Annotated in this window: 20 protein-coding genes and 1 pseudogene; 8 read left to right on the top strand and 13 right to left on the bottom strand. The window is 46.6% G+C overall.

Translation table 11 applies throughout. The features are described from left to right. Positions 1-57: 57 nt before the first annotated feature. Positions 58-633: pseudogene (locus AC5JLB_RS12295) on the top strand (gasdermin); the annotation flags it as partial. 103 nt (positions 634-736) lie between these two features. On the opposite strand, the gene AC5JLB_RS12290 reads toward AC5JLB_RS12295, so the two are convergent. The 4 genes from AC5JLB_RS12290 to AC5JLB_RS12275 all read right to left on the bottom strand — a co-directional run bounded on the left by AC5JLB_RS12290 (position 737) and on the right by AC5JLB_RS12275 (position 6,472). Then, positions 737-2,350, bottom strand: a complete 1,614-nt coding sequence (locus AC5JLB_RS12290) for a caspase family protein (RefSeq protein ID WP_495874118.1) — start codon at positions 2,348-2,350, stop codon at positions 737-739. 77 nt (positions 2,351-2,427) lie between these two features. Then, positions 2,428-4,536, bottom strand: a complete 2,109-nt coding sequence (locus tag AC5JLB_RS12285) for a caspase family protein (RefSeq protein WP_495874117.1) — start codon at positions 4,534-4,536, stop codon at positions 2,428-2,430. 106 nt (positions 4,537-4,642) lie between these two features. Beyond that, positions 4,643-5,545, bottom strand: coding sequence for a peptidoglycan-binding protein (locus AC5JLB_RS12280; RefSeq protein ID WP_495874116.1), 903 nt, complete (start codon positions 5,543-5,545; stop codon positions 4,643-4,645). Positions 5,546-5,599: 54 nt separating this feature from the next. After that, entirely contained in the window at positions 5,600-6,472 is an 873-nt protein-coding gene (locus AC5JLB_RS12275; protein ID WP_495874115.1) for a glycoside hydrolase family protein, read from the bottom strand. A gap of 324 nt (positions 6,473-6,796) precedes the next feature. Here AC5JLB_RS12275 and AC5JLB_RS12270 point away from each other — a divergent pair, with 324 nt between their 5' ends. Further along, positions 6,797-7,558 (top strand): CHAT domain-containing protein, encoded by a 762-nt coding sequence (locus AC5JLB_RS12270; RefSeq protein WP_495874114.1) that lies wholly within the window; start codon positions 6,797-6,799, stop codon positions 7,556-7,558. 18 nt (positions 7,559-7,576) lie between these two features. Here the strand turns inward: AC5JLB_RS12270 and AC5JLB_RS12265 are convergent, their stop codons facing one another. Next, positions 7,577-9,583 (bottom strand): trypsin-like serine peptidase, encoded by a 2,007-nt coding sequence (locus AC5JLB_RS12265; RefSeq protein WP_495874113.1) that lies wholly within the window; start codon positions 9,581-9,583, stop codon positions 7,577-7,579. Positions 9,584-10,312: 729 nt separating this feature from the next. Between AC5JLB_RS12265 and AC5JLB_RS12260 the strand changes: the two genes are divergently transcribed. The 4 genes from AC5JLB_RS12260 to AC5JLB_RS12245 all read left to right on the top strand — a co-directional run bounded on the left by AC5JLB_RS12260 (position 10,313) and on the right by AC5JLB_RS12245 (position 14,142). Further along, on the top strand, positions 10,313-11,509 hold the full coding sequence (locus tag AC5JLB_RS12260) for a pentapeptide repeat-containing protein (protein ID WP_495874112.1): 1,197 nt from the start codon (positions 10,313-10,315) through the stop codon (positions 11,507-11,509). 121 nt (positions 11,510-11,630) lie between these two features. Then, on the top strand, positions 11,631-12,566 hold the full coding sequence (argF, locus tag AC5JLB_RS12255; protein ID WP_495874111.1) for an ornithine carbamoyltransferase: 936 nt from the start codon (positions 11,631-11,633) through the stop codon (positions 12,564-12,566). A gap of 144 nt (positions 12,567-12,710) precedes the next feature. Continuing rightward, positions 12,711-13,721 carry a threo-3-hydroxy-L-aspartate ammonia-lyase gene (locus AC5JLB_RS12250; protein ID WP_495874110.1) on the top strand — a complete coding sequence of 337 codons (1,011 nt, stop codon included), beginning with the start codon at positions 12,711-12,713 and terminating at the stop codon, positions 13,719-13,721. 4 nt (positions 13,722-13,725) lie between these two features. Continuing rightward, complete coding sequence (locus tag AC5JLB_RS12245; protein WP_495874109.1) at positions 13,726-14,142, top strand: acyl-CoA thioesterase; 417 nt, start codon at positions 13,726-13,728, stop codon at positions 14,140-14,142. Between the two features lie 32 nt (positions 14,143-14,174). Here the strand turns inward: AC5JLB_RS12245 and AC5JLB_RS12240 are convergent, their stop codons facing one another. Beyond that, the gene (locus AC5JLB_RS12240; RefSeq protein ID WP_495874108.1) at positions 14,175-15,239 is read right to left on the bottom strand and encodes a dipeptide epimerase; all 1,065 of its coding nucleotides are present in this window, start codon (positions 15,237-15,239) and stop codon (positions 14,175-14,177) included. Positions 15,240-15,503: 264 nt separating this feature from the next. Beyond that, positions 15,504-15,860, bottom strand: coding sequence for a hypothetical protein (locus AC5JLB_RS12235; protein ID WP_495874107.1), 357 nt, complete (start codon positions 15,858-15,860; stop codon positions 15,504-15,506). Positions 15,861-16,141: 281 nt separating this feature from the next. On the opposite strand from AC5JLB_RS12235, the gene AC5JLB_RS12230 reads away from it, so the two are divergent. Next, the gene (locus AC5JLB_RS12230) at positions 16,142-16,636 is read left to right on the top strand and encodes a DUF4383 domain-containing protein (RefSeq protein ID WP_495874106.1); all 495 of its coding nucleotides are present in this window, start codon (positions 16,142-16,144) and stop codon (positions 16,634-16,636) included. 420 nt (positions 16,637-17,056) lie between these two features. Here AC5JLB_RS12230 and AC5JLB_RS12225 read toward each other — a convergent pair whose 3' ends face one another. The 4 genes from AC5JLB_RS12225 to AC5JLB_RS12210 all read right to left on the bottom strand — a co-directional run bounded on the left by AC5JLB_RS12225 (position 17,057) and on the right by AC5JLB_RS12210 (position 21,363). Next, positions 17,057-17,965 (bottom strand): succinate--CoA ligase subunit alpha, encoded by a 909-nt coding sequence (locus tag AC5JLB_RS12225; RefSeq protein ID WP_495692049.1) that lies wholly within the window; start codon positions 17,963-17,965, stop codon positions 17,057-17,059. Positions 17,966-18,349: 384 nt separating this feature from the next. Beyond that, positions 18,350-19,561 carry an ATP-grasp domain-containing protein gene (locus tag AC5JLB_RS12220; protein WP_495874105.1) on the bottom strand — a complete coding sequence of 404 codons (1,212 nt, stop codon included), beginning with the start codon at positions 19,559-19,561 and terminating at the stop codon, positions 18,350-18,352. 92 nt (positions 19,562-19,653) lie between these two features. Further along, a complete protein-coding gene (locus AC5JLB_RS12215; protein WP_495874104.1) occupies positions 19,654-20,559 on the bottom strand; it encodes an SDR family NAD(P)-dependent oxidoreductase in 906 nt (301 codons plus the stop codon). 117 nt (positions 20,560-20,676) lie between these two features. Continuing rightward, the gene (locus tag AC5JLB_RS12210; protein ID WP_495874103.1) at positions 20,677-21,363 is read right to left on the bottom strand and encodes a ComF family protein; all 687 of its coding nucleotides are present in this window, start codon (positions 21,361-21,363) and stop codon (positions 20,677-20,679) included. A 329-nt stretch (positions 21,364-21,692) separates the two neighbouring features. On the opposite strand from AC5JLB_RS12210, the gene AC5JLB_RS12205 reads away from it, so the two are divergent. Further along, positions 21,693-24,011: a putative PEP-binding protein gene (locus AC5JLB_RS12205; protein WP_495874102.1), complete on the top strand. Its 2,319-nt coding sequence runs from the start codon at positions 21,693-21,695 to the stop codon at positions 24,009-24,011. A gap of 649 nt (positions 24,012-24,660) precedes the next feature. On the opposite strand, the gene AC5JLB_RS12200 is transcribed toward AC5JLB_RS12205, so the two are convergent. Both AC5JLB_RS12200 and AC5JLB_RS12195 read right to left on the bottom strand, forming a co-directional pair. Next, on the bottom strand, positions 24,661-25,404 hold the full coding sequence (locus AC5JLB_RS12200; protein WP_495874101.1) for a hypothetical protein: 744 nt from the start codon (positions 25,402-25,404) through the stop codon (positions 24,661-24,663). 216 nt (positions 25,405-25,620) lie between these two features. Then, positions 25,621-26,460 (bottom strand): hypothetical protein, encoded by an 840-nt coding sequence (locus AC5JLB_RS12195; RefSeq protein WP_495874100.1) that lies wholly within the window; start codon positions 26,458-26,460, stop codon positions 25,621-25,623. Positions 26,461-26,523: the final 63 nt, after the last annotated feature.

The raw sequence follows: 26,523 nt of genomic DNA, 5'->3' as shown, positions 1-26,523 counted from the left end.
TGGCACTTTACATTACTCTAGCTTGTACCTCATTAGGCTGGAAAAGGCTGTAATCTAGGCATTTCATTTTTGAAGACCTTGCTATCCGCGATCGGCGGAAAAAGTGCGGGAATCGAAGCTGCGTTTGACAACAGTTCTACGATTGAATTTGAATATGAAAACGTTCAGTATGATACAGTGATGCCCGCTTCAGTAACGAAGTTTCTGAGAGGAGCAACCCCCTTTATTGATGAGCAGTTTATGACTCAATTTAACCAAGAAGGAGAAGGGTATATTTTAATCGATGTGATTAAGTCAAACTCGTTTGGATTTAGAGCATATCGAGAAAGCGATAAAGGCGTTGATATTAAATTGGATGCACTGAAGGGCATTATCGGAGCCGAGTCAAAACTGTTGATCGAAAAGAAGGATGATTTGAAAATTTCGTGTAAGGGCGGACAACCCCTCGGTTTTGGATTCAAAGCCTGTCCGATTTGGGTAGAAATTGTGAATGGTGTTCCTCGATTTCGATTGAATCCTAATACCAACCAAGACATTGATCTGAGAGGTCCGGCTGAAGATTCGACTGCAATATTAGAGGATGAGGAATTACCGCTTGTTCTGCTGACTCCAAATCAGTTGATGACGTTGTGAGTTGAGGTGCGATTAGCGTAAAGCGCAACTTCAAAGAAATCGCAGATTAATGAGAGATTGCTGCGATCTCTTGACCCATTCGCCGATACACAACTCTCTACTCCTACATCAGCTCATTTATCAGGCTGTAGCGAATTGTTTTCACCTTTATTCCTTTCAAATCCTCGCTATCGATCATGTCAACTTGAGCGCCATACGCATCAGGAGAGGCAGGAAATAGAAAAAAGCGAAGTCGTTTGGGCGATGAGAAGAAGCGCACTTCACGAATGCCAGATTTCCCTTTGGGGGCAAATAAGTAGCTCTGCTTTGTCTCTCCAGGCATCAAGCCATTGAAGACTACCTCCTCATCGCTCCAAAGGGTCTCTAATTGAAATCGACCTTCTTCATCAAATCCAACCACATAAACGTGAACTGGCTCTTGAATTGGATTCTCAATGCTGAACTGACAGTAGGCTCCTGGATCAACTAGATAGCCCTGTGTTTCACCTAACGCTCGAATTTCAGCCACTTGAAGTTGGTCTTTATCTTGACCCGTAAGCACCATTATTTCAACCGGAAATTCGGACTCATCCAGCGATAGCACAGGTGTCCAGCCGGGAAGCCGAAATTGAAGCTTCAGAAGGTCATTACTAGAAAGTGGAATTTGTGATGCAGTCGGATCAATTGTTAAAAGCTGAGCGATCGCGGCAGGGACTCGGTTGAAGTCTCTTGTCAACAGCCCTAGCCGATACTCCAAATAGAGTGCTTCAGAACTCGATGGGTTTAAGGAAATGACTTGTCCAGCAAACTCTTTGAAGCGGGAGAATTGCCCAGTTTGTAAAGCAGAGAAAGCGCGAGCCTTGAGTGCATCAAAGCTTTGATTTCGCAGTGAGATTACCAGCTCCCCGCGATCGTCGAGGTAGAATGCACCAAAATCTGGCGTTTGCGCGGAATTAGAGGCTTGACCGACTTTCTGCTGAATAAATAAACCCAGTTCTGAAGAGGTAATCAGTCCATTTCCATCCAAATCTGAAGCGCCCCACTCAAGACCCTGAATCAGCGTTCCAGTAAATAACGAATGACCTGAGACAGGTCCGCCATCGAGTGCAGCTTGTTCTCGCTGTGCAGAAGTGATGACCTTGCGACTTGTCCGGCTACTGAGGTCTTCTTTGTAGCGAATTGCATCTCGAAAATTTTGCACTGACCCGCCCAAGGCAAATCCGCTATGACAAGAATCAAGGATGACAAGAATGTGTTTGGCTGGAAGTTTAGCGATCGATTTTAGAGATGAATCAATTTCAACGTAATCGCTCCAATAGCCTTCAGAGCATCGTGCCTCTACCGGAACAACAAAGCCAGTTTCGCCGACGGTTTTATCTCCAATCTTGTCGATGCGAGTATGTCCATGACCCGCAAAAAATAACACTAGACGATCATCTTCTTGCAAAATCGCTCGGAGTTGATCAACTAGCAATTCAATCGCATCTTTTGTAGCATTCGCATCCAACAGCGGCGGAATTGGAGCTAGAAATCCCAGCTTATCGATCAGGGTTTGCTGAAAACCGATTGCATCCTGAACCGCATTCTTGAGTTTCTGCCAGTGAACATAATTGTTAATGCCAATCGTCACAACCAGCGATCGCCCTTGTTGAATAGATGCAGGTTCTACCTCAATCTCTACATCAATTGGAGTTAGCTTCCGGGCTAAAGGTTCTATTGCTTGAATGTGCTCAATCATCTGTATCTCTCTTGCAATCCCAGTCGATTGGTAACAACCAATGTTAGTTTGTATCAGCGTGATTAGCTGTCGAAAGTTTATCTCGTTACCGTCACCACCACCTGCTTTGTCACCCATTCCTGATTGGGATCAGACACTCGCACGGCGGCCCGTGTCATCGCAGGTTTACTATCTGCATCTCCTCCGATCGCTTCGAGTAGATTTCCTAGCGCACTCTTTATGCCGCGTGTAGCTCCCCGTGGTGCAATGACTTCATCCAACGAGGGCAGCGTTAGCCAGTCAAAATCCGCAGATCCCAGCGTTGCAAATACCTTAACAATCTCCGTTGCCTGCTCATATCCTGCCATCTGTGGCAACTGTAAGCCTAATGGAAGTATTTGCTCCTCATTACGCTGAAACGAATACATCGATGATTCTAAACCGATTACTGGAATCTGTGAAATCTCCCACGTCGGTTCTAAATCTAGAATCGCTACATTAAGTGGTTTTTGGTAGATATTCTTGATTCGTAAGAACACATATTCTCCTTCCTGTACCGTGATGTTACTGGGATCATCAAAAGGTATAGCTTCGATTTGCATTCCTGGTTGCCAGCCGTTTTGCCTCAGCAGTTCCACTTCTAGATAATTTGCAAGATTGGAGCGAGGATTATCTAAAGCTTTGACTGCTTCATATTTTGCTAGATGAACGAGTCGCTTCACAACGCCCTCAGCCGATGCAGCGTCATTGACGTTGAGCGGTGGTCGGAGATTTTCGATCGGGCGTCCTACGGCGCAAATTTCGTAGGTTCCACCCGGCGCGATTCCTTCGGAAGCTTGCGCAGCAATCGCCACTTGATAATGCGCTTCTTCGGTTTCTTCAGGTGCTAACTCATTCACCCATCCGTTCTTTTGCATTGCTTGACGAATAGCATCGAGGTGCGATCGCTGTTGACCCGCTAATTCTGCCGGAAGTTCTGCTTCTCCGTCTCCCACTGTTTTTTCAAATAGTCGCACTTTCCGCACTAACTCAACGGGTGCAGAGACCATAATAGCGGGTGCGCCTGGTTCGATACTTGAAATCGGCTGTCCCGTTCCTCCGTCTTCTGACATCACAAGCTGTGCAAACGCATCCGACGATCGCACGAGCGACACTTCTACTAAAGCAATTTGATTCTGATTGCTAAACTCTGTTGTTCCTAACCCATAGACCGCAAACTGTGTACCTCGGCTCAAACCTTGGGCTAAGCCCGCACTGAGACGGACTTGATTTTTAGCCGCATCAGCATCTAGTACCGTTACCGCATAACGACCCGGCAACTGATCCAGCCCGAAAACCTGGCGGTTGCTATCTCCCATCAGCATCGGGAGTTGTCGCTGCAAAAATTGGCTTTGAATTTTGGCGTTGATGCGATTGTAGAGCGATCGATAGGTCATTCCAGTTGGAGTGTTGCTCAACGTATCAACCATCCAGTAGGTCAATGCACCATGCCGCTCTTGTCGATTCACCGCATACTCGTAGGCGAACTCAGAAGGACGGCAAGCTGCGAGAAACACATAGTCGCGCGATTGAGGCAGTAAGGTGTTGGTTTGAGTTCCATCCGTCAGCGATCGCCACGTCTGCATCAGGTCTTCGCGGGAAGCCACTAGACTGTCTTGCGATCGCGGCGTCGTATCAGGAGATTCAGCCCCTCGAATTTCGCAATCTCCTCGCGTTGCGCCTCCAGAATTACAGCAGTCAAACACAACTGTTACGACTAATCCTTTGTCGGTCATTCGCTTTAGTAGGGTGGCTAGCTCTACATCGCGCAGATAACGCCCCTCCATACCTAAATCGGTTGGCGCGATTCCTTCATCGTATTGTCCTTGTCCTTTTAGTTCTGGGTAGATCGTCGCAATCTGTGCGCCATGACCGGAATAGTGAATGTAAACCTGATCGTTGGGTTGTGCGATCGCGGTGAGCTTCTCAAACGTGTTAACAATGTTCTCGTAAGTGGGAAGCGGATCATTAGAAGCAACGCCAAGAGCAGGATTTGGAGAGGTCAACTTGTAGAGATGGTCTGGGTTCAAGTGCAAACTCTTTTGCAAGAAATCTGCCACTAAATTAATATCGCGGACGGCTCCTTTGAGATGTTTGAAAATCGGATTGGGCTTGTAGCCATCAATTCCAATTAGCAGGGCATACAACTTCAGCGCTTGTTCACTCATGATTAACATTGCTATACACAGACGTATCGCTGATTGAATCTAAACAGATGATCCTGCTTGATTCAATCAGCGTAATAAATAATTCACACCGTGATCACAATCGCGATCACGCCATCATTGCACGAGTTTTATCACCAATGATGCCATCTGCAACCAGTCCCTTCTTTTGCTGAAATTCTTTTGCTGCCTTATCGGTCGCAGGTCCAAATTCACCATCAGGAGATATGGCAATCCCAGCTTTCTGCAACGCTTGCTGAAATTTGAGGACATCTGAGCCTTCCATGCGGGGTATGCAGAGCCTCAACAGTCTGGGCTTAGCTTCCCAAGGCGCTTTCTCAAACCCCATTGCAGGAGAGCGGTTTAAGGCATCTTCAGTTTCTCCGCCTTCACTAAAGATGCCATCTTCAGCAATCCGCTGATCGGGATGGTTTTTGTTCCAAAGCTGCTGGAACGCCAAAATTGCCTTACTCCGAATATCCGTTCCGCCGCCCGCAAAGTCAAAATGGGGCGGATCTCCAGGTAACGGTTCCCAGCCGTGGCGGACTAAAAATGGTTCCCACCCTCGCGGATCTTCAATGTCGATCGCTAACCCAGTTTGGTGATTGCTGCGTCCAGGCGGCGCGACGGGATTAGAGTTATTAAACCGATCGTTGTAGAGCAGCATTTGCTGAGCGATCGTCCGATATGCTGAATTGACCAACAGAGGAACGCCGCGATCGCTAATAGCGCGTTGTAGGGCTTGCTTGGCTTGGGCCTGTAAGAACGGAAAGGCAGCGTCTGATAAATCGACATTTAGATCATCAAAGCTGATAAATGCATTTGGTAGCCCGAGTTGCAACTGATAAATCAGTTGTTGCGACAAGGCATTGACAACAGCCGTGGAAGTCATAGGGGCATCTCTTAGCAACCCGTGAAAACTGCCTCTAACGTCGATCGCGTCCTGCTCGTTGATGTGTGAGCAAGACTCAATGATAATGTCTGTTGTAGATTGCGATGCGTCAAGTGTCATTTTCTAGCACCTCTAATGTTTACGTTGCGATTAACAAATACGTTGCAGATGAATTTACACATTCAATCGATGTCGAGTTTCAGCCCCAACAACTCCATCTGCTATCAATCCTTTCTGCTGCTGAAATTGCCGCACGGCCTGATCAGTACCGTTTCCAAAGACGCCATCGGCATCTACACTAAATCCAACTTTTTTTAACGCCGTCTGCACTTGCCGAACGTCTTCGCCCCGCATCAGCGGATTGTCGAGCTTCAACACTCGAACCTTTCCCTCCTCGAAGGTCAAAAACGGTTGCCAAGCTTGCTCTAGAAATAATGCCTGCTCCGCTTTGCGGCGTCTTGTCAATCCGAGTAGAGGCTGTCCTCCCGCCTTGTTCCAGCGCAAGAACTGCTCGGCGGCTCCCTCATAATTTCCTTCGTTGAGTAAGCGTAATAGCGTTGATCCTCCAAACCCATCGAGTCCAGCACCGACGTTGTAGCAGAAGCACACCAATGCTGAAAATTGAGCATCGGTGATGGAAACGCTAACAGCATCTTGGACGGCGGATTCAAAGATCTCCAGGTCGTCTTGCAAGAATGCTTCTGCCTGGGCTTGGGTAATCGTCATTCCGGGCGCAACACCGCTTGTGTGCCCATATCCGATCGTCCACACGCCGACACCGTCATCATAGGCGTGTAATTCGCACCCTTCAAAGGTGGTGAGCAGCTTTAATCCCTCTGCATTGATGCGGCGTCCGCCTCGCGGCTCAGGAATATCGATCTCAGGAGGCGAGGGATCAGATGAAATTGTAAAAGTGGTAGCGCGGCTAAATTTCAAAGCCTGAAGGAGTTGCTTTATCTCTCCTTCGGTTTCAATAATTTTGATGGGTTGATCATCGTCTCGTTCAACAATTTGACCATTGCTGTAGATCTCAAGCGATCGTGACATACGGAACTCACTCAGTACAATTTGAATTGGTCAAAATCTGTAAAAATGACAACGCGATCGCGAACGAATTCTACACGCAAGAAATCCGTTTCAAACATATCTTTGGTTGTCAATCAAACTTGATCAAAGCGTAGGTAGATTCTAGGACGAGAATTCGCTTTAACGAACACTATTTAACTTGTCTTAAAGTTTATGTGCTTAGTATCTACCGGCCTTGATGTGTTTGAGCATCAGAACTCGAAGAAACTTCAATTTTCCTTAAAATTTTAGTTTGGTCAAATTAATTTGAGTCATTATGTGCCATAGGCTTCTACCCAAATCGCCATGACTGAATCGAGTTCAGCGCAAAATTCGTTTAACATATCAAATAGTTCAATCGAAAATCTGGCGGGTTCAGGTTCGATCTATTACAACTCACCCTCAACCGAGCCCCCAGCAACGTCAGCAGAAAAAGTTATTCTCTTCTTGGCTGCCAATCCGATTTCAACTCAACAATTGCGCTTAGACGAAGAAGTGCGAGAGATTGAGGCGGGATTGCAACGTGCTAAGCAACGCGATCGCTTTACGCTAAAACAACAGTGGGCTGTGCGTCCAAGAGATCTCCAACGAGCGATATTAGAGTTGAAGCCGCAAATTGTTCATTTCTCTGGGCATGGCGTCGGCAATTCAGGGGCTTCAGCCCAAGAGTCATCTACGCGAAAACTAGTGCCGCTCAATAGTGCAGGAGAGGAGGTTGGGGAAGCAGGATTATTTCTGGAAGACCAAACGGGGCGAGCAAAACTGATGAGTACAGAAGCGCTCGCTGGGCTGTTTGAACTATTTAAGGAACACGTGGAATGTGTGGTGTTGAATGCTTGCTATTCGGAGCGGCAGGCAGATGCGATCGCGCAGCATATTCCCTATGTGATTGGCATGGATCGAGCGATTAGTGATCGGGCGGCTATTGAGTTTGCTATCGGGTTTTATGATGCGTTGGGAGCGGGACAATCGATCGAGTTTGCCTATAAATTAGGGTGTACTGCAATTCAGATGGCAGGCATTCCAGAGCATATTACACCAGTGATGATCACAAGATTAGATGCATGAATTGTGATTTGAATCTGTTCAATCTAGATTCTGAAAACCAATTGGGCTAAGAACTCTAACCCAACTTTCTAAGCCCTTCCAGATGCCTTGACCAAAAGCTGCTTTCTGCTCAGCAAATGAACCACCGCTCACTTGCTTTTTCACCGCCTCGTAATCCATCCCTAAGAAGTTCAGAGTGAGCACTATAGATGGCATCTTAACGTTTTCACAAAATTGCAGATCAATTTCTGGTGCAGCACTGGTTGATTGTACAGTGTTTGGGATTCGGGAATCTTCGCTTAGGAGTCCCTGTAAAACAATTTCTGCATAGGTTTTGTGATCCTCCAATCGCTGTGCTGAATAATAAAGCGTTGCTTTGGTTCCTATCTCAGATGAATTTGGGTCAAAGCTGACACGAAGCTCGATTGAAACATCTCCAATTTCGCTGCTCTGCTGGTTGATATAATCAACTCCAGCATCATACTTAGAACAGGCTTGCAAAACATCTTGTATTTCAAAGCTTGGCGTTGAGAACTTACCAATGTTGCCTAATATAGTTTTTGCAATCTCAACTTCTTGAGTTGCGTGTTCTGGTGTGGGAGCGTCACCGCGCTGGTAGCCTATTAAAGTGTAAATTGTTCCCTTAAAAGGTTGCTCTCCTGGTCGCACAACATACCTTTCATTATCTAAGTAATCTGCAATTCCAGGTTGACCGCGATTAGCTTCTAAGTGCTTTACAATAGCGCAGGTACGAATTCCTAAATTGCCTTCAACCTCTATGTCGTCTTCTCGCCATTTGACTAAAGCTGCATGATGTAAACCAACTAATTGCCATCGAGCATTCAGGATTGGACTACCCGATGAGCCGAAGTCTGCATCTGCTTCATATTGTAAAAAGTTTTGAGAGACATTTTGAACCCGATTGTTGAAAAGTACAATCTTCTTTTGCCCACCTTGCGGATGCTGGACAATAAAGACAGGTTCACCAGCTAGGTCTCCATTAGGAAGGCTCTCAAGCTCAATTTCTCTAGATCGCTTTGCAAGAATTCTTGCTTGCCGCCGCTTGAATGGTGGTGCAACTAAGTTTGGATCAGCTAAGAGCGGCATCCAGCCAAAATTCGTACCTGCTTCGGGAGAGACAAGTCCCATACTTTGAGCGTTGTCTAGGGCTTTAACTCCAACAAGCGTATAGTCAAGTTCTTCATCACTAATACAGAGAGAGTCTGGATCCAGTTGATAATTGATCGCTTTAACGTTCTGTCCTAAAGCGTTCTGTTCGTACCGAAACTGTGCAATGAAGTCCTTAATTTCATCTTTCTTACGATCGTTAAAAACGTGAAAGTTTGTCAATAAATGTGCTTTGCCAACTAAAAATCCTGTGGCATACGGAATAAAGATGGTACCTTCGCGACGTTTATCTTCATCAGATAGAGCACTCAGGCGTTCTCTGAACTGCTCTAGGCTTTTTTTAATCACTTCATCTTCTAGGGCTTGAGAGACACGATCGTACTTCTGCCAAATGTCAGCATCTCCGCCTGGAAATTTGACAGATAGAAGACCGAGTTTTTCAGATAAGCGACGCAGAACCTCTTGCCTTCTCTTTACAGAAGAATCTTTTATTTTCTCAATTAATGTTTCTAGCCAGTAACCTCGTTGCAGTAAGCACACAGAAGTGCTACTTCTTAAACCTCGTTCTAGAAACGCTGATGACAGATAATCTGATTCACCTACCACTAGATTGAACGAGGAGCGATTTTTCTTTAACCTATCTAACCTTGCCCTAAGGATGTCTGTTAAGTCCTCATTGCCAATTGGCTTAATTTCTTCTGAGAGTTCTTCAATACCAGTAGCTTCAGGAATATTCGTTGCAATCTTACAGAACTCAGAATCAGGTGCTCTACCACAAATAATTTTAGTGATCTCTTCGGACCTGTCCGGATCACGGTTGGTAAATATGCAGTAAGATTTCATTCTCAGCGACCTCTTGATTGTTAGATAGAAATTGAGCTTTTCAACATTCTTGAACTGATGAATAGAAGTGACCAAAGTGTACAGGGTAAAAATTTTTCACCAGAGCTACTGAAGCGCGATTTACGCGGGTTAATCTGCGGGCAAACTATGATCCTTCGTACGTTTCTCCTAATTTTTTGCCTAGGTCTAACTGTTTGTGTCGGTCTAGTCTCTGGACTCTTAAGCTACCTAGCTGCTCTAGCTCTCTTTTATTCTGAGCAAGCTGAAAATGGCATTTGGCTAGTAACTTGCATTATTGTTTCAACCAGTATTTGGATATTTGATGTGAAGTGTAATGGGTTGCCTAGTAGTTTGTGGAAAGCTATTCTAGCAGACGCTGCAATTTCTATAACTGCAACGTTAGCCCTCAGGAACACAAACTTTTTTACGATATCTTTGCTTGTTCCCTTTCTCTTCTTGTGTACATACGCCTTGACTTTTATGATGGGTAGTTTTTCTTCATCGCTTTGCGTTGTCCTGTTTGCACCGAGTCAACATAAAACCATCAGGACAATTCAAAGTATTTTAATCATTACTCTGTCCATTTTAGTTTCTTGGTTGACTAGCATTACTCCCGCCAAATCTATAATTGCACCCCTTTATTCCGTAGAGACCCGACTGGTGATTGGTTGTTTATTCGGTTTAATAACTGCACAGTTGTGTTTGGGCACGCTCGATAGAAACGGCAAGCCAAAAAAGAACTTTGACTTTCTAAGAGATTGGGCAATTAACTTTAGCACTCTAAAAAGCACCTCTTTCTACAATTTGGATCTCAGTAACCTTGATCTAACGAACGCCAAACTTGCCAACGTTGATTTTCGCGCACGCAAAATCTACAGAACCTGCTTAAAAGGCGTAACAGGTTTAGAAAGAGCAAGAGTCGACAATCGCTATTTGGATCTCGATCAACTAAAGGTTCAGCAGTTGTTGACACGTGGCTACAGCGATGAAACCGATTTCAGCCATGTGAACTTACAGGGAGCATACTTAAAAGATGCACTGATGCAACGATTCGATCTAACGCAAGCCAATCTGAATGGAGCGAACTTGAGCGGAGCAGATTTACGTGACAGTATTCTACTACGATCGCAGGTCACTGGTGTAGATTTTAGCACAGCAAATTTGACCGGAATTTGTATTCAAGATTGGAGTGTCAACAGCGAGACGAACTTTTCAGGCGTTCAGTGTGACTATGTTTACCGAGAATTTCATGACAATCGACTTAGCGATCGATATCCTAGCGATCGCAATTTCAAACCCAGTGAATTTGAATCTTTGTTTCAAAAGTTAACCAATGCGGTTGAGCTTGTATTTCAAGATCAGATTGATTGGCGTGCCTTAAGCTTCACCTTTGAGAAGTTCCGAATTGAAGATGATGGAATGGGGCTAGAACTGAAGGGAATTGAACAGCGAGGCGATTACTGGATTGTGAAAGTGACTCACGGAGAAGGAGTCTCTAAGCAACTCGTTGAACAACAAGTGCATAGCACTTATGACGACCTTCGAGCCTTGATGGAGTCAAAAGATAGACAGATTAATCAGTTGCTGGGAATTGTAGACAAGCAAGCTGAAGCGTTGACCAACTTCAGCGAACAACCGCTCGGCAACAGTTTCTTCATCACAGGCAGCACCATTAAAAATCTCGCTGGCTCTGGGCAAATCGAATATCACGAAGCCGCCGACCAAGTTCGTAGCCTCATTACAAATAGTGCTGATCCGAGTCAAGTCATCCCAATTCTCCAAAGTTTATTTATGCAACTAAGTGAGCAAAAGGTGGCAACCACATCTGGAACTCAGCTTGAATTTATTCAGCAGTTGATTGTCGCTGAAGCCGAAAACGATCAAGCATTCAAACAGTTTTTGACTCAGCACGAGCCGCAGATTATTAGCGCCATGCCGAGCGGTGCGATCGCAACTGCCATCCAATCTGCTATTCAGTCAGTGAACTCCAAGCTTCCTTGACATTTCCTCTAGGCTATCTGCGGTAGATTTGGTAGGGTTTTAAGATGCGCTCCTCCAGCACCCGGTTTTGGGCAGAGGAGCGATTTTCGTTCCAGCTATTTACTGAGGGAGCTACTGCGGAATGGGAGGACTGAAAGGACGGGATTTATTGAGCTTGGCAGATCTCAGCGCCAATGAGATGAAAGACTTGCTCGATCTTGCTGCGCAACTCAAGGCGGGAAAGATTCGCCCACGAGCGGAAGTCGATGGACATGTGCCAGTGCTAGGGCTACTGTTCTACAAGGCGTCTACCCGTACCCGCGTTAGCTTCTCGACGGCAATGTATCACTTAGGCGGACAGGTTCTCGATTTGCCGCTTCATGCAACGCAGGTTAGTCGCGGAGAACCACTCGTCGATACTGCTCGCGTCCTCGATCGCTACCTTGATGTCCTCGCGATTCGTACCTTCGATCAGCAGGATTTGAAGGTGTTTGCCGATTATGCTCAGATTCCGGTGATCAACGCACTGACCGATCTAGAGCATCCCTGTCAGATTTTGGCGGACTTGCAAACGATTCAGGAAACCTTTGGAGGATTGTCGGGATTAACGTTGACCTATTTAGGAGACGGAAACAACGTGGCGCATTCGCTCTTGTTGGGCTGTGCTTTAGTTGGCATGAACGTTCGGATTGCAGCTCCTGAAGGGTTTCAGTGTGACAGCGCGATCGTAGAGCAAGCCCGTGAAATTGCAAACGGCAACTCTGACATTCTGCTCACAAGTGATCCGATTGAAGCCATAACAGGGTCACACGTTCTCTACACCGATGTTTGGGCAAGCATGGGACAAGAAGACTTGGCAGAATCGCGGATTCCAGTGTTTCAGCCCTATCAGATCAATGACGACTTGCTCGGTCACGCAGACAAGGATGCGATCGTGCTTCACTGTCTCCCCGCGCACCGAGGCGAGGAGATTACGAATGAGGTGATGGAAGGTTCTCATTCTAAAGTTTGGGATCAGGCTGAAAATCGGATGCACGCTCAGAAAGCCCTGTTAGCTAGTTTGCTTGGAGCGGTGTAGTGATTAGTGGCAACGGATTTGGTAGTAAATGGATTGGTTTTTTGCAAAAACGAGTAGTCCTAATAATCAAGCCTTTCCGTGGTTGAAGCCATGGGAAGTTATTCAGCAGGATTAGACTAGATAAGCAGTCTGCACTACTCATATATGTCTATCTCGTTTACAGATATTGCTGCTGCTAGCGATCGCATCTCTGGCATTGCTCATCGCACTCCGGTTTTGACCTCAGCCACAGTGAATCGGCGAGCTGGGGCAGAAGTCTTTTTCAAGTGTGAGAACTTTCAGCGGTCGGGGTCGTTTAAGTTTCGGGGGGCTTACAATGCGTTGGCTCAGCTATCTGAGGAACAACGCAAGCAAGGCGTTATAGCCTACTCGTCGGGCAATCATGCTCAGGCGTTGGCGTTAGCAGGTCAAATTCTGCATGCTCCGGTCACGATCGTCATGCCAAGCGATGCGCCTACGGTGAAGCAAACCGCAACAAAAGAATACGGGGCAACGATTGTGTTCTACGATCGCACCACTCAAAAACGTGAAGACGTAGCGCAGACAATCCTGGCAGAGCGTCAACTCACCCTGATTCCACCGTTTGACTATGCGCCTGTGATCGCAGGGCAAGGAACCGCCGCCAAAGAATTGATCGAAGAAGTCGGTGAATTGGATATGTTGCTGGTGTGTGTTGGGGGTGGCGGATTGATTTCGGGGAGCGCGATCGCTGCTAAATCTCTCTCTCCCAACTGCGAAGTGATTGGAGTTGAACCGAAACGCGCTGATGATGCGACTCGATCGTTTAACACTGGAACATTACAAACAGTGGAGAATCCGACGACGATCGCGGACGGGGCAAGGTCGCGATCGCTGGGTCAACTCACTTTTCCGCTGATTCTAAAATATGTGGATGACATGGTAACGGTTTCAGATGCCGCGATCGTGCGATCGATGTTCTTTCTATGGGAGCGGCTTAAAATCGTAGTCGAGCCGACCGGAGCGTTAGCTGCAACTGCTTTACTTGAAGGAATTGTGTCAGTTCCAAGTGCGAAGATTGGCGTGATTATTAGTGGCGGAAATGTAGACCTGAAAGAAGCCGGAAAATTGTTTTCAAAAGCAACAGCAAAAGAGAAACATCAGCCTCGCCGTCCTCTCGCTCAGGAACTAAGTTAGTACAATGGATGCGTTTATCACTAAATTGCGAGTTCGACATTATGAAATGGATACATTAGGACATGTGAATAATGCAATTTATCAACACTATTTAGAACAAGCTGCGATTGAGCATTGCGAGTATTTAGGATTAACCCTCGATCGATTTCGTGAATTAGGCGGCGCGTTTGTTGTCCGAAAATTAGAAATTGAATATTTGAGTTCTGCGATCGCAGGCGATCTGCTTGAAATTAAAACCTGGGCGGAAACAATGAAAGGAACTCGCGCCGTGCGGCACTATGAGATTCGTAAGCAAGGCGAAGAGAGTTTAGTCCTGAAGGCGCAAGCTGTCTGGGTTTGGGTAGAAACGTCAACTATGCGTCCAAGAGGGATTCCAGAGGCTGTATTCGCAGCATTTGGGCAGTTGAAGAGAGATGTTTAGAAGGTTGAGTCAAATACAAGATAGTTACACAATTACCGTAGTCGAACTCCCAATCCTGATTGGTCATTTGGAACAACTCTACCATTCTCGAATGATGCGCCGATGAATGGGTCATCCAACAAATTCAAATGACTATCTAAATCTAAATGATCTGCTAATGGTGATAGCTGTGCTAATGCTGTATTTGATAATGCACTATCGGAATAGCAACCAAACATTACTTTAAGATCATGTGCTTTTGCAACATGAATCATTCGCAACGCTTCTGATATGCCACCTGATTTCATCAGCTTGATATTAATGCCATGAACGCGATCGCTCAGCATTGGAATATCTCGACTCGTAAAACAACTCTCATCTACAAAGATTGGCAACGGTGAAAGGTAAAAGAGTTTGGGTAACTCGGATTCTCGCCCTTTCGCTAAGGGTTGCTCGATGTACGTAACGCCGCGATCGCATAGCCAATGCGACATTTTCAGCGCCGATTCCACATCCCATCCGCCATTTGCATCAACGCTAATCTGAGCAATCTGAGGCGCAGCCTCTTGCACCGCTTCAAACATCGCTTGATCGGCGGCGATTCCTTCAGAACTCCCTAATTTAACTTTTAGCGCCTGAATGTCCCGCCACGGCGATTCTACTGTTCCTTTGCCGAGCCAATCTAAGACTCGTTGTTTTGCCGCTTCTGGCGTGCTGATGCCTATCGTCACCGAGGTTGGCACAATGCGATCGCGATCCAGTCCCCACAGTTGCCAGAGGGGAAGCCCAACATATTTACCCAGCCAATCGTACAAAGCGATATCCAAAGCAGCGCGGGCAGCAGATGGAACGTTTGCTTGGTGGAGAAGCTGTTCAATGCGCTGACGTTCGAGCGGACTGAGCGATTTTAGCAGGGGTGCGATCGCTTGAAGAGAGCGTGCGATCGCTTCAGTCGTTTGCGGGTTTTCTCCGATCGAAAATGGTGACGCTTCTCCCCATCCTTCTACCCCATCATGCTCAATTCTGATCCAAACATTCGTCGTTTGCGCCGTTGTGCCTCGGCTAATCGTAAGCGCAAAACGCTTATGTACCGTAAAGGTCTGAATCTGAATTTCCATAATGGGATTCAAATAGGGTGTCGGAGTCTCGGAAGTAAATCGCCTTAATCGTACCCAATGCCCTTCTAAGTTGCACAGTTCTTTCAACAATTGAGGTGATCAACCCAGCGATTACTCAATGTCCAACTTACTAGATAAGATTTCTGAACAATTAGCAAATCCATACTTGAACAACCAACATGTCAACTTAAGATTGAATACTTTAGTAATGAACAAAATAAAAAAGTTCTAGCAACACTGCTAGAACTTAAACGGTTGAATAACCTATTCTTCAATAATGTCTCGAATTCGACGCTCTAATCGATCGAGATCTAATCCACCTTCGTCACGCGTAAAGCGACGAACTGTACCATTCAAGTTTTGCAAATCAGATAGCAGATCATGCAAAACTTCTTGCTGCTGCCGAGCTTGTGTCACCTCTCGCGGCTCTTGAACTAAATCACGCACGATCGAATCCTCAGCACGAGAGGCCACGAGCGGATCGCTTTGACCTTCTAGATGAATAAATGTTCGACGACCCGGACCCCGCTCCTCTTCAATGGGAACAACGGCAGTCACTTGGTCAGAACGCACATATTTGCCAAACCCCAAATGAACCAGCACGGAAGACTGAATTCTCATACTTATGCTTTGCTCTTTCAGATATTCCTATTATCTCTAATTCTTCAGTCTAAAGGACTAATTTAGAGAACGGTTTATCCCCCTATTAAGGGCGAGATTTCCGCCGAAGTAAGTAATGCCTTTTGGCAGATTTTTTTCGCTTAAATTCTTCTTGAATAGGAACTAAAGGTAAGTAGCAGATCTGCTAATATTTTTCGTCCAAAACTTGTTGAGAGGACAAAAATAACTATCCACGATCTACTGCTTGAAATGCACTCTAAATTATTCTGCAAGGTCATAACATGCAAGCGCAAAATTCGGGTCTATTCAAAAAATTGGTAAGCAGCGAACGTGCTGTTGCCTTCACTCTCGGCATCGTATTTCTATTAATTGGAATTGCAGGATTCATTCCAGCATTTATGCATCTTCCGGGTGATGCCCCTGTTACAGATGTCCTTGTACCAAGACTCTCGTTTTCAGATGGCTATGGTCATCTATTTGGTATCTTCCCAACTAACTACTTACACAACGCTGTTCACATCGTTGTTGGGTTGCTTGGTATTGCTGCAGCAACTAGCTTCAGTGGATCGCTGGTTTATAACCAAGGATTCGCAGTAATGTACGTTGCGATCGTGCTGATGGGATTAATTCCTGCAACCAATACAACGTTTGGTTTGATGCCAATTTATGGTAACAACGTTTGGTTTAATGCACTCACAGCGATCGCCGCTGGTTATGTCGGATTTGTGAAGCCTGCTCAGCTTGCCAAGGTCAGCTCGACGCCTAGCGCATCTTAAGTTCTGTACCGATTTCTATTGCTTTGATAAAGGAAGCACTCTTAACCAGGGTGCTTTCGCTATTTTTTAAATATCCTGATCACCAGCGCCAATTATGCAATCTCCAAACTTTTTTGTGTTTTTGCGTTACCTATGCACTGAACGCGCTAGACGGAACTCCATCTCAGTACCGGGGGCATGTCTACTAAAGTCACCCTGTGGCTGCACACATCCAGGGCAAGACCTTCGGTGCGAAGATTGTCCCTACCTAGAAGCATGTCTATCTCGAGCCAAAATTCAGGAGATGCAGAGAAATCATCTGCTTCGTTAGGTTCTCTTTTCGGGTTCGGGTCTGTCGCAGAGCTTTGTATCTGTTGCAGAGCATTGTAAGAGACAGTCCTGCTAAGCAAGGACACTTGCGCTAAGCAGGCCGAACTTCCTTCAAACCGCCTTCTTCACGGGTTGCTGTAACAAACTTTTCACAATCTCTGGAATCTCAGATGGACGGTCTGCCACTGGCACTCCAGCTCGTTTTAGTGCGGCAATTTTGCTTTCTGCTGTGCCAACGTCTGGGCCAAAATCAGTGGCCTGAGACTCAATAATGGCTCCTGCATGTCCCATGCGTCGATCACGGGGGGCACTCCGCCCGGCAACATAGGCAACTACAGGCTTCTCGATCGCTTCGGCAATATGATGGGCGGCAATTTCTTCACTATCTCCGCCAATTTCTCCGACCAGCACAATGACATCCGTTTGGTCATCTTCATCAAGGATTTGCAGCCACTGCGGAAAGGTTGACCCAACGATCGCATCTCCGCCGATGCTCACCGCAATGGATTGCCCTAGCCCTGCCTGCGTTAATGACCAAGCAATCTCATAAGTTAGGGTACCGTTTCGGCTGATCAGGCCAACCGAGCCAGGTCGGTACAGGTCTGGGGGGTGGATTCCGAGCAGCAGTTGATTGGGGACAATGATGCCAGGACTATCGGGGCCAACAATCAGGGTTTCGGTCGCTTCAGCGGTGCGAATCAGATGCACCATATCTAACGGAGGAATGCCCTGAGTAACGAGAACAATTTTTCGCACGCCCGCCGCGATCGCTTCGAGGGCAGCATCCAACACCGCATACGGAGCCGAAAAAATCACTGATGTATCGATTGCGCCCACGCTTGGTAAAGCTTGCTCCACCATGTCAAATACCGGAATTCCAGCCAGCGATCGCCCTCCATATCCTGGACTAATTCCAGCGACCACCGTGGTTCCATAGGCTTGCATCAAGGGAGCATAGCTTGCACCTAACGGTTCGATGATGCCCTGAATAATGACTTTGTTAGCTGCCGTAAAATTCATAAAATGGGAGGAGTTTAGGGATACAAATCTAAACTTGAGGATGACTAGGCCCAAGGATGACTAGGATAGTGAGAGCGTAACCCTCGTTTCTGTAGGGACTATAAACGTTCTACTATGCGCCTGCAAGCCGCTACTGAACAGTAGTTTATATATCAAGTATTAGAGTTTCTCAGCGTTTGAACTGTATAGAAGAAAGCTAAGTTCAGGTTAACTGTTAGAAGTTTGAGCGCTACTAGCAGAATACGAGATACCTTATTATAGTTCTGCTGAATAGGTGACTAAATCTGAGAATTTCCTAGATTAAGCAATGGCGACAAAAATAATGCTGTTAAATTCAGTATTCTTACGGCACTAGGTGTAGTTTAAGAAACGGTTAATACAAGGTTAAGTATCCCGATTTCTAACTAAAGTTAGAGCCTGCGCGATCGCCTTATCCAAGTCTTCCACCAGGATAGTTGGTGTTTTAGCCAAGGTCGCTTTAGCGTCTTGAAACTGCGATCCGACGAGGCGGACTACGAGAGTTGGAAGCGGCTTAACGCGACTGAGGCGAATCTCATCCTTCACCGGGCCGACGGGTTTAACAATTGAAATCGGGCGCTGCAAAAATTTTGAAATGGATTCAGCCACGCGATCGCAGGACAACGTTCCACTCACAATGTTGATCAAAACCACCTTGATTTGCTTGTTGCGCGTTAGCAACTCTAATCCTTGCTCTAGACGTTGGCATAAGGTTTCAGGCAAGGCGTCAGAGTGAGTTTCGCCGCCAATATTGAGGAAATTAATAGGTTTTCCGCCCGCCTGACACAGCAAATCCATCGTCGCCATCGTTAAGCCTGCGCCATTGGCCAGAATCCCGATCTGCCCATCCGGATCAACCGTCGATAGCACTTCAGGCAGACGCGCCAAAGCTGGTTTATGCGGTGTTGCGCCTTGGGTTGATCGCGTATCTAACGCCGCTAAAGCGGCATGGCGTCCTAAAGCGGCATCATTAACCGTGACTTTGCCATCGAGCGCCATCACATCACCTTCAGCATTCACAGCTAAAGGATTGATTTCTACCAAATCTAAGTCCTGGCTGAGGAACAGACCATACATACGCTCAATGACGTCTGTTACTACATTTAGAAGGTTTCCTTTTAAGCCCATTTTCAGCGCAAGACGACGCGCATAGAACGGCGAGAACTCTTGATCCACCACAATCTGCTGCATTTGCGCGATCGCCGTTTGCACATCCACGCCGCCCTGAGCTGAGCCAAGCAGCACCGGGCGACGAATCGATCGATTGAGAACGACCGCCAGATATAGTTCTTGTTTGCTGTCAAACTTTGCTTCGGCTAACAGCACCTTAGGCAATTCCCCCATAATCGGTAGGTTAAAAATGGTATGCGCCGCCGCGATCGCATCGATCGTATTCGATACCAACCGAACGCCCCCTAGTCGTCCGCGTCCACCAATATAGACCTGTGACTTCAGCGCGATCGGATAGGGAATGGCAAGGCTTTTTAGATCGGCGGGGCGATCAATGCGCTGCGAAGGTGGAACCGGAATTCCGACTCCACGAAACAATTCTTTCGCTTGATATTCCAGTAAATCCATCACGTGCTGTTTGATGTGGGCTGTTTGGTTGAGTGATTAAATTGAGTGATTAAGCGGCAGGTGCCCAGGTGCTTAAATTAGGTGCTTTGAACTTAACCTGCTTTATGCTGATTCTTCCAGTCTTTGGCAACTAAATCAATTTTGTAGAATTTTTGCCAGAACAGATCGACCAGTCGAGTGGGCAGCAGCTTAGTCATCATAAATATCGTTAGATCCCCGGCAGTAGCTGCCACATAGCGACACCGGGGGCGGGGCACTCGAATGGCTTCGATGATCACCTTGGCCACCTGTTCGGAGGTCCAGGCTTGACGGCGAGTGATTTTGTCAAGGTTCTCAAGATTCTCAAAAGCAGCGCGGTAAGGGGAATTTAGCCCGCCGTTGGGAATTTTGTCATCGACTTCGCGATTAATCACGTCAAAGAATTCGGTACTGACAGGACCTGGTTCGATCACGCAGACTTGAATATTGAAGGGTGATAACTCGCGGCGCAAAGAGTCGCTCAGCGCTTCTAGAGCAAATTTAGAGGCACTGTATAACCCGCCAAAGGGAAACGCAATTCTGCCAGCGAGCGAACTGACATTTATAATCTTTCCCCCGCCTTGACTCCGCATAACGGGTGTTAGGGCTTGAATCAGCGCGATCGTACCCAATACATTCACCTGGAACTGTCGCTGCACGGCGGCAGACGGAATTAATTCGATCGGCCCCATTTGCCCGTAGCCCGCGTTATTCACTAAGACATCAACACGTTCAAACTTTGCGATCGCGGTCTGCGCCAAGGCTTCAACTTGCGCCACGTCTGCCATATCTGTGGGTACGGTGATGACTTCGGCTCCTGCCTTGCTGCACTGATCGGCAACGCGGGTGAGTTTATCTTGGTTGCGAGCCGCTAGGACTAATCGAATTCCCGTCCAGCGATGGGCTAAGGCTTGTGCTAAAGCTGCTCCAATACCAGCAGAGGCACCTGTAATTAAAACGACTTGTTCAGAAGGGTTCATGAATTGCTCCGACGCAGAAATGTTTAAACAGAACCAATAAGGGGCTTATTTGTCATTATTAATACTTCAAAGGGGATTCGGGTTGAGTTGTTATTAGTTTGTTGCATTGACAGCGGCTTAGTGTTTGCATTGATGTTTGTCTATTTTTGACGATATTGCTTTTGCTAATACAATGACACCTCTGACATCAATTTCATAACGTCTAAAGGTTTGCATGGCCGATCGCACTGTTGCACCCGAGGTGTAAATATCATCAAACAGCAGAATGGGCGTGTTTTGAGGAGGACGCTGAAACGCTTTGCCTAACTCGAAGGCTTGGTTGAGCGTCTGTTCTCGATCGGTCGCAGACAACTTAAACAGCGCTTCGGTAGCTTGGGTGCGCTGCAAGGCGTGAGCTTGTAGTCGGCATCCTGTCAGGTTACAGAATTCGCGGGCTAACAATTCGGCTTGGTTATAGCCGCGCTGCCGTTGTCGTTCAGGGTGAAGCGGAATCGGAACGATGATTGGCTGGATCTCCCGCCGGATGGATGAGGTAAGCCACGCTTGAGCCACCTGCCGACCCAACGGAACTGCCAAATCAGAACGATGCTCGTATTTCAACTGCGCGATCGCACGTTTTAACGCTCCGCCATAGCTGCCCCACGCAAAAACGTGAGGGGGCTCGTGCCAAAATTGAGACGGGTTGGCGAACCGTTGCTGCTCAAGTTTTCTCTGGCAGTAGAGACAAAACTCTGTAGATGTTGGTCGCTGACAGAGAGGACAAGTTGACTTGAGGAAGAGACGAAAAACGGAATCTAGACGCATTGGGTTCGGCACAGCTAGGTTTGGCTACTGAAGGGTTGCTGTGCAGACTCCGAAGCGCAAGAGGTTCTGAGGGAAACAAGCAACACTTTTTCAGAATGCCCTTAAATCGAGGATGCAATGTTCGACGATCGCGCGTTGTCGATCATGCATAAATTCTGAACAATTTCTGCTCTTGAAAAAGGGTGTTCTACAATCAGACGGAACCGCAATTAGTGCAAAGCGGAACTTCAAAGAAAACGCTTTGCAATCTCTAACGGATTGCTGTTGCCGTCTATAGACCGTGGGTAATTTGTGGATAGTTTTTGCCGCATCGAAAAAATTGGTGGTCTGTGGATAATTTTTATTGGATAGAAGAAATCAAGTCAGAGCAATCTGTGTGGGTTGGAGAGCAAGCTCTTTATCTCAGTCAACTGTCGCGGAAAGGCTATCCCGTGATGCCAAATTTTGTGATTTCGGCACAGGCGTTACGAGAATTTTTGGCGTCCATTCACCAGGAAGACTCTTTTTTTGCTGACTTGGCTGACGCTTCCTTGCGGTTAAATGTCGAAGACGCGGAGCAACTGCAAGCGATCGCACGGCAAATTCGGCAGACCTTCCAAACGACTCCGCTATCTCAACCTTGGCTCAAGGCTCTAGAACCCTGTCTTAAAACTTTGCCTACCATTCCGCCTAAGAGTGCTGAAGCCTCACAAGCGGTCATTCTCCGTCCGTCGTTTGCTCTAAATGCGATCAGCTCCGCCAAATCTTCCCTATTAGATTTGACCAATTTGATTGAACCGCAGGTGTGTAGGCGAACCGTGGACAGCATTGTTTCAGGCTTAAAGCAACTGTGGGCAGAGCTTTTCCGAGCGCGAAATTTAGTGTATTTGCAACGCGCCAAGCTATCTCTTCAAGATCTTCATTTTGCAGTGATTGTGCAGCCGATTGGCTCGGCTGAGATGTCGGGATATTTGCAAGCCAATTCAACCAATTGGGAAATCTTAGCGACATATGGATTGCCGATATCAATCGAGCGGGGTGAAGTGTTGCCAGATGTCTATCACCTCAATTTGTCTCCTGAAATGGTGGCATCGCAAGCTCTAGGACATCAGACTATTTTTTATCAAATCAGCGATTCAGCCGATTCTCCATTGGAGCGTCACCCTTGGAATCATAATCAGCAGCTTGTTCTAAAGCCGCAAGACTTACAGCGCTTTCTGACGCTGGCACAGCAATTGCAAACCGAGTTTGGCACCGCGATCGCACTAGAATGGCAGTTCTATCAGGACACTCTCTATTTCACTCAGGTTCAGTATTGCAATCCGAATCAGGACACCGATGTCAAACCAGAATTGCCTCAATCGGTGATCGCCGTTGGGGTTGGTGCATCAGGGGGACGAGCGATCGCGCGGGCTGAAGTCCTCACCAATAGCGATCATCTGCCGCTTACCCTTCCCCCAGAAACGGTGTTGGTCGCGTCAGAAATTTCGCCGGACTGGTTGCCGTTGATGCAACAAGCTAGTGCGATCGTTTCCGAGCAAGGTGGCCTGACGAGTCATGGCGCGATCGTAGCCAGGGAATTAGGTATTCCAGCGATTGTGGGAGCGGGGCAAGCAACTCAGCAGATTCGGACAGGAGATTGGATCGTGGTCGATGGGGATGAAGGAAAGGTGTATGACGCCCAGACAGAAAAGCTGAAGCCTCGTGATGCTGTGAGTGCATTTCCTCTCACACCAATAATGAATGTGCCAATTGCAACTCGCCTTCTGCTGGCGCTCAGTCAGCCTGATCTAGTTGAGCGGGCGGCTCAGCTTCCTGTAGATGGAGTTGGATTGTTGAGATCTGAGTTAATGATGGTGAGCATTTTAGATCAACATCATCCTCAATATTGGATCAGACAAAATCGTCAATCGGAATTAGTTCAACGCCTCGCTCAACAGATTGAGAAATTCGCTCAAGCGTTTTCGCCGCGCCCTGTGTTCTACCGAAGTTTGGATCTGCGATCGCACGAGTTTCAATCGCTGCGAGGACAGGAACCAATATCAGAACCCAATCCAATGTTGGGGCTGCGCGGCACGTTTAGTTATGTTCTCAATCCAGAATTGTTTGATCTAGAACTTGAGGCATTGAGGCAGGTGATTAGTGCCAAGCTCAACGAAGGAACTGCAACGGGTTACTCTAATTTGAGATTGGTGTTGCCATTTGTGCGAACGGTGGAGGAATTTTCGTTTTGTCGATCGCGGGTTGAGCACGCGGGTCTCATGCAGCACGCTCAGTTTCAACTGTGGATTATGGCAGAAGTTCCGTCAGTGATATTTCTGCTGCCAGAGCTTGTGAAAGCTGGAGTGCAAGGAATTTGTATTGGCACTAGCGATTTAACCCAATTGATATTAGGCGTCGATCGCGATCAGGGAGTTTTGGCAACAAGATTTGATGAGACGCATCCAGCCGTTATGAATGCGATCGCGCAACTGATCCAGTCGGCTCGTGTGCTCAAGATTCCCTGTTCAATTTGTGGTCGCATTCCGACTCACGCTGACTTTATCGATCAATTGGTAGAATGGGGTATCACGTCGATTACCACAAATCTCGATGCGGTTGAGGCAACATACAGTGCGATCGCTCGTGCTGAGCAACGATTATTGCTAAAAAACGCTCGCAATTTGTAGCGTTGCTGAGTCTGGATACAAATTCCTCAATTCGCCCTCATTCAATCCCTCTGCCGCAAAAGATTCAGAGCAAGCATTTCGATAGAACGCGGCGTTTTGACTGTTCTACCCCAGTCACAAACTGCTCAATGGAGTCAAGCTATCTGATGGGTAGTCGCCGTAATCTTTATGAGATGAAGCATTATTTTGCTTGGAGACGCGATCGTATGAGTTGACTTTCTCAAATTGATCTACGTTTTTCAGCGAATCTAATTCACGTTGAAGGAAATCAACAAACCAGAACCCATAATCAATAAATTAGAACTCATAATCAATAAACGCTTATAGCAAATTAGATTTTGCTTAAACGAAACTTATCTATCAATTCTCAAAATTAGATTTTCTGTTCTGTTAATCAATTGTGCAGTTCTCAGAATCAATAATGCAGTTCTCACAATCAAGTTTAGAGTTGGTCAAACCAAGTTGAGCTAAACCAATCCGTATTCAAAAAACTAGCTCTCCAATTTCTTCAAAAAACTGGAGAGCTAGGCAGCGCGAAACGAAAGCTGAAAGAGAAGAGAGATCTGAAAGCGACTGTAGAGGTTCACGTTCAGATTCAGCAACACTCAATTCATTGTGGTGATAAATTATTTCCGTTCCTAGAGCAAAACTAGGGTTTAGCGCAGCTTTGAGGCGAGCATGTCACCTCAACTGAACCTACCAAGGCCGTGTCCTGAAACTGCTTTGTCGTGTTGTTTTCGCCTGCTGGAGAAGGATAAATGCCTGAAAATTCTCCTTTAGCAGCAGTCCGAAAAGAAATGTTTGGAGCGGGTTGAGCCGTAAAGTCGACGTATTCTCTAGACTCATTTGAGGTGTTGTAAGACAAAGTTGCATCTCCATAAATGGCTTCAGCTTGCTGGATTGATGTTCCCGCTCCTACCCCTTGAGCTGTTCGGTAACTAGAATTATCTGTCACTAGCGATGTAATCACATCTGAATCCTCCAGCGTTATGCCAGCAGGGTAAAGGATACGATATTGCACTTCTCCTGACTGGCTCACTGCGATCGCGTCAAAATCGACCATAAAGGGCGACTCTACTTTGAACGTAGAACTTGCCCCTAGTTCTTGCTTCAACTCTCCTAACGTCATTCCTAAACGAGCAGAGCCAATTCCTTCTGCTGAAATCGTTTTAGCGGCTGAGACACTGTTCTGTTTTAGAGCATTTGGGCTAGGAGTTGCAGAGGGTTGAACCGAAGTAGTTGAGACGCTGTTCTGTTCCGGAGCATTTGGGCTAGGAGTTGCAGACGGTTGGATCGAAGCAGATGGTGTTGTCCGAGTAGAACCGCATCCTGCTAGAACTACGATTAGGCCAGTCGTAATGATTAAAGTAAATGGCTTTAAAGGTTGGTGCATAATTATTAAATTGCTCCTTTTTATCGACGATATTGATTCGAGTACCCCGATAAGTAGGCTCTGGTAAGCCTTTGGTGATCCAGATCTTTTGGTAGGTCCAGTTTTTTGGCAATCTAAGATGCGAAAGTTACATTAAATGAATTTGCAGATGAATTCGCAATTGCACCCAACCTTACTAAAAGCTTCCAAGAGCCTTATTTTTCAACGAATCATCGCTTATCTGACATACCCTCCTTTGGTTAGAAAGGCTTTTAGCTCAGTGAAAAATTGTTCGCGATCGCTCTGCTTATAAGCACTGCGTAATCGCTTCCAGCCATCTTCCTGCTGATTTAACAAGTATTTGTCTGCCATGTACGCTGCTAACACTCCTTTCACTTCACCGTCTTCTTCTCCAGCATTGGTGTAAGACTGCCAGTAGCGATAAGCATCTGCATAAATAGCTTTTGGATAGCGGCGTGTTTCATCAATCATCTTGCCGCGATCGTAACGCCAGATTTGAATGGGAAAGCCTGATCCAGCAAAGCTTGCAAACGCATAGGCAAAGGACGGATCAGCGCTCATAAACTCAACCGTTCCATTCTTATCCACGTCTTGCAATCCATAGCCGATATCGGCCCAATCATGCTGCATCGCAACGTAGGTCTTTTTAGCCGCATCATAGCGGTAGATTAGAGAATACGTGCAGCAGTGCGCCCCGCCTGTAAAGAAATCTGCAATTACTTCAGGCTCTTTGTCCCCATCCAAATCTTGAACCACAAAGCCAGATTTCGCCGATTGATCTGACGAACCCTCTGCCAGATCAATCAGTGGGCGATCGTACTCGTTGACCTTGGGTGACTGATTAAAAACAGCTTGTCCGGCTCGCGTGATTTTCAATCGGACATTGCTGTACTTATAAGCATCTTTCTCTGGTTTTTGGTAAGAAAGCTCAGCCCGGACATTGCCTTGTTGCGCAGTTTTAACAATTCCAAGAGCATGAACCGGCAAAACAGCAACACTAATGAGACCAACACTTAAGACAATTTTGGAAATGGCAGAACAAATAGCATTCATCATCTAACAGAAAACGGCGAGTTGATTACTAAAAATAGCTACAACCGCCGTTTATGAGAATCCAGA

This window comes from Myxacorys chilensis (genome assembly GCF_059505265.1).
Note: the sequence above shows the minus strand (reverse complement) of the source record. Positions and strands in the feature narration are given on the sequence as shown.

What these genes read in the sequence shown, in the direction of transcription:
- AC5JLB_RS12285 (WP_495874117.1), bottom strand. Translation starts at nt 4,536, where the DNA reads ATGAGTGAACAAGCGCTGAAGTTGTATGCCCTGCTAATTGGAATTGAT.
- AC5JLB_RS12280 (WP_495874116.1), bottom strand. Translation starts at nt 5,545, where the DNA reads ATGACACTTGACGCATCGCAATCTACAACAGACATTATCATTGAGTCT.
- AC5JLB_RS12245 (WP_495874109.1), top strand. Translation starts at nt 13,726, where the DNA reads ATGGATGCGTTTATCACTAAATTGCGAGTTCGACATTATGAAATGGAT.
- AC5JLB_RS12240 (WP_495874108.1), bottom strand. Translation starts at nt 15,239, where the DNA reads ATGGAAATTCAGATTCAGACCTTTACGGTACATAAGCGTTTTGCGCTT.
- AC5JLB_RS12230 (WP_495874106.1), top strand. Translation starts at nt 16,142, where the DNA reads ATGCAAGCGCAAAATTCGGGTCTATTCAAAAAATTGGTAAGCAGCGAA.
- AC5JLB_RS12195 (WP_495874100.1), bottom strand. Translation starts at nt 26,460, where the DNA reads ATGATGAATGCTATTTGTTCTGCCATTTCCAAAATTGTCTTAAGTGTT.
- AC5JLB_RS12225 (WP_495692049.1), bottom strand. Translation starts at nt 17,965, where the DNA reads ATGAATTTTACGGCAGCTAACAAAGTCATTATTCAGGGCATCATCGAA.
- AC5JLB_RS12220 (WP_495874105.1), bottom strand. Translation starts at nt 19,561, where the DNA reads ATGGATTTACTGGAATATCAAGCGAAAGAATTGTTTCGTGGAGTCGGA.
- argF (WP_495874111.1), top strand. Translation starts at nt 11,631, where the DNA reads ATGGGAGGACTGAAAGGACGGGATTTATTGAGCTTGGCAGATCTCAGC.
- AC5JLB_RS12290 (WP_495874118.1), bottom strand. Translation starts at nt 2,350, where the DNA reads ATGATTGAGCACATTCAAGCAATAGAACCTTTAGCCCGGAAGCTAACT.
- AC5JLB_RS12275 (WP_495874115.1), bottom strand. Translation starts at nt 6,472, where the DNA reads ATGTCACGATCGCTTGAGATCTACAGCAATGGTCAAATTGTTGAACGA.
- AC5JLB_RS12200 (WP_495874101.1), bottom strand. Translation starts at nt 25,404, where the DNA reads ATGCACCAACCTTTAAAGCCATTTACTTTAATCATTACGACTGGCCTA.
- AC5JLB_RS12210 (WP_495874103.1), bottom strand. Translation starts at nt 21,363, where the DNA reads ATGCGTCTAGATTCCGTTTTTCGTCTCTTCCTCAAGTCAACTTGTCCT.
- AC5JLB_RS12270 (WP_495874114.1), top strand. Translation starts at nt 6,797, where the DNA reads ATGACTGAATCGAGTTCAGCGCAAAATTCGTTTAACATATCAAATAGT.
- AC5JLB_RS12215 (WP_495874104.1), bottom strand. Translation starts at nt 20,559, where the DNA reads ATGAACCCTTCTGAACAAGTCGTTTTAATTACAGGTGCCTCTGCTGGT.
- AC5JLB_RS12250 (WP_495874110.1), top strand. Translation starts at nt 12,711, where the DNA reads ATGTCTATCTCGTTTACAGATATTGCTGCTGCTAGCGATCGCATCTCT.
- AC5JLB_RS12235 (WP_495874107.1), bottom strand. Translation starts at nt 15,860, where the DNA reads ATGAGAATTCAGTCTTCCGTGCTGGTTCATTTGGGGTTTGGCAAATAT.